This is a genomic window from Kitasatospora sp. NPDC097643 (genome assembly GCF_040302625.1).
Lineage (GTDB): Bacteria > Actinomycetota > Actinomycetes > Streptomycetales > Streptomycetaceae > Kitasatospora.
The window spans coordinates 192,376-198,708 of sequence record NZ_JBEOSA010000008.1; the positions used below are offsets into that span (position 1 = coordinate 192,376).

Consider the following 6,333-nt stretch of genomic DNA (forward strand, 5'->3'; position numbering starts at 1 on the left):
GCCCAAAATCCGCAGAAACGGTTCTCCCAATCCACCCTTTCGGGTGGTTTGAAGCGGAAACCCGCTACCCCTACGACCACCCCGTGCCGCCACCCCCGCCGCTCGCGCCCTCAGTTCGGCGGAGCCGTGAAGTAGTACCCGGAGTCGATCAGCACCGGCAGGTAGGTCTTCAGCGCCGCCACCGTCTGGGACCGGTCCCCGCCGCCGTCGTGGTTCAGCACGATCGCACCGGGGCGGACGTCCTTGAGGATCCGGTCGGTGATCACCGACGTCCCGGGCCGGGCCCAGTCCCGCGGGTCCACCGACCAGCCCATGTTCCGCATCCCGAGGTCGGCGGCCACCTTGAGCGAGACCGTCGACCAGTCCCCGCCGGGCGCGCGGAACCAGGTCGGCAGCCGGCCGGTGGTGCGGTGCAGCAGGTCCGAGGTGCGCTCCAGCTCGTCCCGCACCTTGCCCTCGGACAGGTTCCGCAGGTCGGGGTGGGTCCAGGTGTGGTTGGCGATGTGGTGGCCGCGGTCCGCGATCTCCCGCACCAGGGCCGGGTACTGGACGGCGTTCTCGCCGATCAGGAAGAAGGTCGCCCGGATCCCGTGCTGCTGGAGCAGCGCCAGCACGGTCGGTGTGTGCCGGGGGTCCGGGCCGTCGTCGATGGTGAGCGCGACCACCCGCCGTTCCGCGTCGAGCTCGTACACCGGCTTGCTCTCCGACGCCGAGAGCGCCTTGTGGACGGGCTCCACGCTCGGCCCGGCGCCGGAGGGCACGGCGGGCACGGCAGTGGAAGGCGCAGCAGCGGAAGACGCGGACGGGGAGGACACCGGCGAGGCACCGGACGCGGAGCCGGACGCGGAGCCGGACGCGGAGCCGGACGCGGAGCCGGACGGCGCACCGGACGAGGGGCCGGGCGACCCACCGGAGCCGCTCCACTGCGAGGGCGAGCCGACCGGCGCGGCCCCCATCGCCCCCGCCTCGGCGGCCTCCGGACCGGGCGTCGGGGCGGCCCCGGCCCCGCCGCCGTCCCCGCCCCCGTCACCGAACGGGCTCCGGCAGCCGGCCGCCGCCCCGAGCAGTGACATCCCGGCCGCGACCAGCAGCAACCTACGCGAAGTAATCTGACGATCTGACAGCATTCTGAATGCTTCCCCCGTGCGCCGACACCGCTCCCGGTCGGCACCTCCTACGGACCCGATCATCACTCCGACGGCGCAACTCGCCCAGGGTCCGCACAGTCTCCCCGGCCCGGCTCTCAGCATTCTCCCAGGGACGCTACGCTGAGCCCCCCAGTGTGATGATCTGCCATCAGAGGACGTTGCCATGACGACAAGTCAGGACTTCCCCGACCAGGACCAGCACGACCACGACGCAGCCGAGCTGAGCCAGTGGGAACGTTTCGGCGTCGACACCACCACCCCGCACTCGGCCCGCGTGTACGACTACTGGCTGGGCGGCAAGACCAACTTCCCGCCGGACCGCGCCATGGGCCAGGCCATCGAGCAGGCCGTGCCGAGCGTCAAGCAGATGGCCAAGGCGAACCGCGCCTTCCAGGGCCGGGCCGTCCGCCACCTCGCCCAGGAGCAGGGCATCCGCCAGTTCCTCGACCTCGGCACCGGCATCCCCACCTCGCCCAACACCCACGAGATCGCCGAGACCGTCAGCCCCGGCACCCGGGTGGTCTACGTCGACAACGACCCGATCGTGCTGGCCCACGCTCGCGCCCTGATGGTTTCCAGCCCGGCCAGCCGCACCACCTACATCCACGCCGACCTGCGCAAGCCCGAGGAGCTGTTCGCCGATCCGGCGCTCACCTCCACCCTGGACCTCACCCAGCCGGTCGGTCTGCTGATGATCGCCGTCCTGATGCTGATCGCCGACGAGGACGACCCCTGGGGCCGGGTCGCCGAACTGCGCGACGCACTGCCCGTCGGTAGCTGTCTCGCCCTCACCACACCCACCCAGGACTTCGACCCGGTGGCCGTCGGCAAGGTCGCCGAGGCCGCCCGGGCCGGCGGGATGACCCTCGTCCCCCGCGGCTACGACGACGTCCTGCGCTTCTTCGACGGCTGGGAGCTGGTCGAACCCGGCGTCGCCCCGGTCCTGGCCTGGCGCCCGGACGGCGAACCGCCGGCCGACCCGAAGGCGGCGTACTACTGGGGCGGCGTCGCCATCAAGCGCTGAGGCACCCGCGCCGAGCCACCTCGCGCCGAGCCACCTCGCGCCGAGCCACCCGCCACCGGCCGGGTCCGACCTACCGGACCCGGCCAGACACGACCCGGGCCAACCACGACCCGCCCCCACCGCTCACTTCAGCAGCCGCGACATCCGCCGGTCCGCCAACGGCCGGCCCCCGGTCTGGCAGGTCGGGCAGTACTGCAGCGAGGAGTCCGCGAACGACACCTCGCGCACGGTGTCCCCGCACACCGGGCAGGGCAGCCCGGTGCGGCCGTGCACCCGCAGCCCCAGCTTCTTCTCCGCCTTCAGCTCCCCCGCCGCCAGCCCGCGCGAGCGCTCCACCGCCTCGCGCAGCGTGCCGCCGAGCGCCTCGAACAGCCGCGCGATCTCCTCCTCGGTCAGGTCGGCGGCCAGCTTGTACGGCGACATCCGGGCCGCGTGCAGCACCTCGTCCGAGTAGGCGTTGCCCACCCCGGCCAGCACGCTCTGGTCCCGCAGCACGCCCTTGATCCGGCGCCGCTCGCCGCTCAGCAGGGCGGTGAAGTCCGCCAGGGTGAGCCCCGGGTCCAGCGGGTCCGGGCCGAGCCGGGCCACCCCGGGCACCTCGGCCGGATCCCGCACCACGTAGACCGCGAGCCCCTTCTTCGTCCCCGCCTCGGTCAGGTCGAAGCCGTCCCCGGCCTCGCCCTCCAGGCGCAGCCGCAGGGCCAGCGGGTTCTTCGGGCCCGGGCGCGGCGGCTCCTCGGGCAGGTGGTCCTTCCAGCGCAGCCACCCGGCCCTGGCCAGGTGGACCACCAGGTGCAGCCCGCCGGCCTCGATGTCCAGGAACTTGCCGTGCCGGGTCACCGCCCCGACCGTGCACCCCTCCAGCGCGCCGAGCGGCGGGTCGTACGTCTTCAGCGCGCTGATCGCCACCGACTGCACGCGGGCGACGACGCGCCCGGTCAGCCGCTCGGACAGGAAGGCGCTCAGCGCCTCGACCTCGGGCAGCTCCGGCATGCGCCCAGTCTCCCGCACGGACGGCGCCTTTGCCCGGCCGCCCGCCCGAGGCGCAGGCTGGTACTGCGCGTCACCCGCCACCCGAGGAGGCCCGCTTCTCATGAGCGAACGAAGTGAGCTCATCAAGATCAGGTGCGCATTGTGCGGAGCGCCTGCCGAGCGCAGCGAGGTGGACGCATGAGCACCCTTGAGGAACAGATCGACATCGCCGCCCCCGTCCTCGCCGCCTGGGAGCAGCTGCACCGGGTGCACGAGTACCCGCGTTTCGTCGACGGGGTCCGCAGCGCGCACCCGCACGGCCGCAACCTCGCGCACCTCGGGGTGGCGATCGGCGGCGGCGAACGGGCCGTGGACACCGAGATCACCGACCGCGGCCGGGGCCGGGTGATGGCCTGGCGGACGCTGGACGGTCCGCGGCTCAGCGGGGCGTTCGCGCTGCTGCCGCTCGACGCCCGGCACACCCGGCTGCAGATCCGGGTGGAGTACGACCCGGAGGCGGTGCACCAGGCCTTCGGCGGGCCGCGCGGCTTCGCCCTGGCCGGCGCGATCGAGCGGACGGTGCGCAGCGACCTGGAGCACTTCAAGGACCTGGTCGAGGCCCGGACGTCCGCCGCCGACGGCCACCGCCGGAGCCCGCCCGACTCCCCGTAAGCGCGGCATAAGCCCAGCTCAGACCGGGTGGTGAGGCTCTTCACAGCTGCCCGCCGAGCCGATCGTTCAGGATTGGACCTGTGGCAGACTCGACTGCCATGGACATCGGCCCGGCCACCAGGACGCTCCGCGCGGCGGTCTTCGCCGCGCTGGTCGTGCTGCTCGCCGGGCTCGGCCAGGTGCTGGTCACCGGCCGCGCGCTGCCGGTCGGCACGATGGCGCCGTCCGCCGTCGCCGTCTTCGCGGCGGCCTACGCCCTGGCCGGGCGCGAACGCGGTTACCCGGCCGTCGCGGCGGTGTTCCTCCCGCTGGAGCTGGGCGTCAGCGCGCTGTTCGACCTCGCCCAGAGCACCTGCCCCTCCGTGGCCCAGCTGCCGCCGCTGTCTCCGGCGTCTCCGCCTTCTCCGCTGCCGACCGGCGCCGGGCACGGCTTCGAGCCGCTGCTCTGCGGCGGCGGCTCGCTCGGCGGGTTCCTGCTCGGCCACGGCGTCTCCCCGCAGGCCGGAGTGGGGCTGCTCCTGCTGCTGCACACGGTGATCGCACTGGCCGGCGCGTACTGGCTGCGCCGGGCCGACGCCGCGCTGGCCGGTCTGGCCCGCACCGCCCGCATGCTGGGTGACTTCCTGCACCGGCACCTGCCGGCCGCCGCCCGCTGGCTGCGGCTGCTCGCCGCGCCCGTCCCGGCCCGGCCGGTGGCGCGGGTGCCGTTCCCCGAGGCCAGCCGGGTGCTGGTGCCGGCCGAGGACGTCGTCGTCCGTCCGGCCGTCCGGCGTGGTCCGCCGACGCTCGCTCTGGCCTGCTGAGCCCGCGCCCTCCCCGTCGATCAGCTCGGCCGGTCCGCTTGCCGCGCGCCCCTGCGCGCCCGCACCCGTACGCCCGAGAGCACAGGACGACACCTCCCATGAGCAACACCCGCAAGACCACCGGCAAGACCACCAGCAAGAGCAGCAGCACCGGCAGGACCAACGCCACCGAGCGGATGCGCGCCGCCCGCGCCCAGGCCGAGCGCTCCGACCGGATCCGCCGCCGGGTCGTGGTCGGCGCGGCCTCGGCCGCCGTGCTCGCCCTCGCCGCGGGCGTGGCCTTCGCCGTCGGCGGTTCCACCGGCTCCGGCTCCGGCTCCGACGCCACCGCGAACGGCCCGCTGGTCGTCCCGGCGAACGCGACCGGCCCGAACGGCACCGTGATCAGCTACGGCAAGGCCGACGCCCCGCACACCCTGGAGATCTACGAGGACTTCCGCTGCCCGTACTGCGAGCAGCTGGAGACCAGCACCGGCAGGACCATCCAGCAGCTGGCCGACGCCGGCACGTACAAGATCGAGTACCACCTGGCGACGTTCCTGGACAAGAACCTCGGCGGCAAGGGCTCGCGCACCGCGCTGGCCGCCGCCGGGGCCGCCCTGAACGAGGGCGTCGACAAGTTCAAGCAGTTCCACGACGTGCTGTACGCCAACCAGCCCGACGAGCGCGAGGACGGCTTCGGCAACGTCAACCGCATCCTCGACCTGGCCGGCCAGGTGCCCGGCCTGAAGACCGACGCCTTCGTCAAGGCCGTCCAGGACGGCACCTACACGCCGTGGGCCGCCAAGGTCAACGAGGAGTTCAACAACAGCGACGTCACCGGCACCCCGACCGTCAAGCTGGACGGCAAGAAGCTGGACGTCCTCACCGGCGGCAAGGCCGCCACGCCCGAGCAGTTCACCGCCATGGTCAAGCAGGTGACCGGGTGACGGCCGACCGGATGACGGCCACCGCCACCAGGTCCCCCGCCTCCCTCGCCGCACGGACGTACGGTGCGAGCCGCCCGTTCGCCTGGCTGCTGCTGATCGGCGGCGCGGTCGGGCTGTTCGCCTCGGCGGTCCTCACGCTGGACAAGATCCGGCTGCTGAAGGACCCGTCCTACGTCCCCACCTGCAACATCAACCCGATCATCAGCTGCGGCTCGATCATGCGCAGCGACCAGGCGGAGGCCTTCGGCTTCCCCAACTCGCTGCTCGGGCTCGCCGGTTTCGCGGTCGTGATCGCGATCGGCGCCGGGCTGCTCGCCGGCGCGGCGTACCGGCGCTGGTTCTGGCTCGGCCTCCAGGCCGGGACGGTCTTCGGGATCGGCTTCGTCACCTGGCTGATGTACCAGGCGCTGTACCGGATCGGTGCGCTCTGCCCGTACTGCATGGTGGTGTGGGCGGCGATGATCCCGCTCTTCTGGTACACCACCCTGCACAACCTGCGCACCGGGATCATCCCCACCGGCCGTGCCCTGCGCCCGGTGGTCCGGGAGGCGGCGCGCTACCACTGGGTCGTCCCGGCGCTCTGGTACGCGGTGATCGCACTGCTGATCCTCAACCGGTTCTGGTACTACTGGAGCACCCTGATCTGACCCGCCGCCCGGCCCCGGGGAGCCCGCCCGGGGCTGGGCGACCGCACCTCCCGTACCCTCCGCCACAGCCCGAGTAGGGCCTGTCTGACAATTCGCGCCGGATCAGCGCGCGGCGTTGGGCGCCCGGCTGGGCGTGCC

8 protein-coding genes are annotated in these 6,333 nt (G+C 73.3%); 6 read left to right on the forward strand and 2 right to left on the reverse strand.

Annotated features, from left to right (window positions below; genetic code table 11):
* Positions 1–110: 110 nt before the first annotated feature.
* Positions 111–761, reverse strand: a complete 651-nt coding sequence (locus ABTY15_RS08520; protein ID WP_350578189.1) for a polysaccharide deacetylase family protein — start codon at positions 759–761, stop codon at positions 111–113.
* Positions 762–774: 13 nt separating this feature from the next.
* On the opposite strand from ABTY15_RS08520, the gene ABTY15_RS08525 reads away from it, so the two are divergent.
* Both ABTY15_RS08525 and ABTY15_RS08530 read left to right on the forward strand, forming a co-directional pair.
* Positions 775–1,113, forward strand: coding sequence for a hypothetical protein (locus tag ABTY15_RS08525; RefSeq protein WP_350578193.1), 339 nt, complete (start codon positions 775–777; stop codon positions 1,111–1,113).
* 198 nt (positions 1,114–1,311) lie between these two features.
* A complete protein-coding gene (locus tag ABTY15_RS08530) occupies positions 1,312–2,172 on the forward strand; it encodes an SAM-dependent methyltransferase (RefSeq protein ID WP_350578196.1) in 861 nt (286 codons plus the stop codon).
* 123 nt (positions 2,173–2,295) lie between these two features.
* On the opposite strand, the gene ABTY15_RS08535 is transcribed toward ABTY15_RS08530, so the two are convergent.
* The gene (locus tag ABTY15_RS08535) at positions 2,296–3,165 is read right to left on the reverse strand and encodes an Fpg/Nei family DNA glycosylase (RefSeq protein WP_350578199.1); all 870 of its coding nucleotides are present in this window, start codon (positions 3,163–3,165) and stop codon (positions 2,296–2,298) included.
* Between the two features lie 177 nt (positions 3,166–3,342).
* On the opposite strand from ABTY15_RS08535, the gene ABTY15_RS08540 reads away from it, so the two are divergent.
* The 4 genes from ABTY15_RS08540 (at position 3,343) to ABTY15_RS08555 (ending at position 6,195) form a co-directional block, all read left to right on the forward strand.
* Positions 3,343–3,816, forward strand: coding sequence for an SRPBCC family protein (locus ABTY15_RS08540; RefSeq protein WP_350578202.1), 474 nt, complete (start codon positions 3,343–3,345; stop codon positions 3,814–3,816).
* A gap of 80 nt (positions 3,817–3,896) precedes the next feature.
* Entirely contained in the window at positions 3,897–4,619 is a 723-nt protein-coding gene (locus ABTY15_RS08545; RefSeq protein ID WP_350578205.1) for a hypothetical protein, read from the forward strand.
* A 98-nt stretch (positions 4,620–4,717) separates the two neighbouring features.
* Positions 4,718–5,548: a DsbA family protein gene (locus tag ABTY15_RS08550; RefSeq protein WP_350578208.1), complete on the forward strand. Its 831-nt coding sequence runs from the start codon at positions 4,718–4,720 to the stop codon at positions 5,546–5,548.
* 11 nt (positions 5,549–5,559) lie between these two features.
* On the forward strand, positions 5,560–6,195 hold the full coding sequence (locus ABTY15_RS08555; protein WP_350578232.1) for a vitamin K epoxide reductase family protein: 636 nt from the start codon (positions 5,560–5,562) through the stop codon (positions 6,193–6,195).
* Positions 6,196–6,333 lie beyond the last annotated feature (138 nt).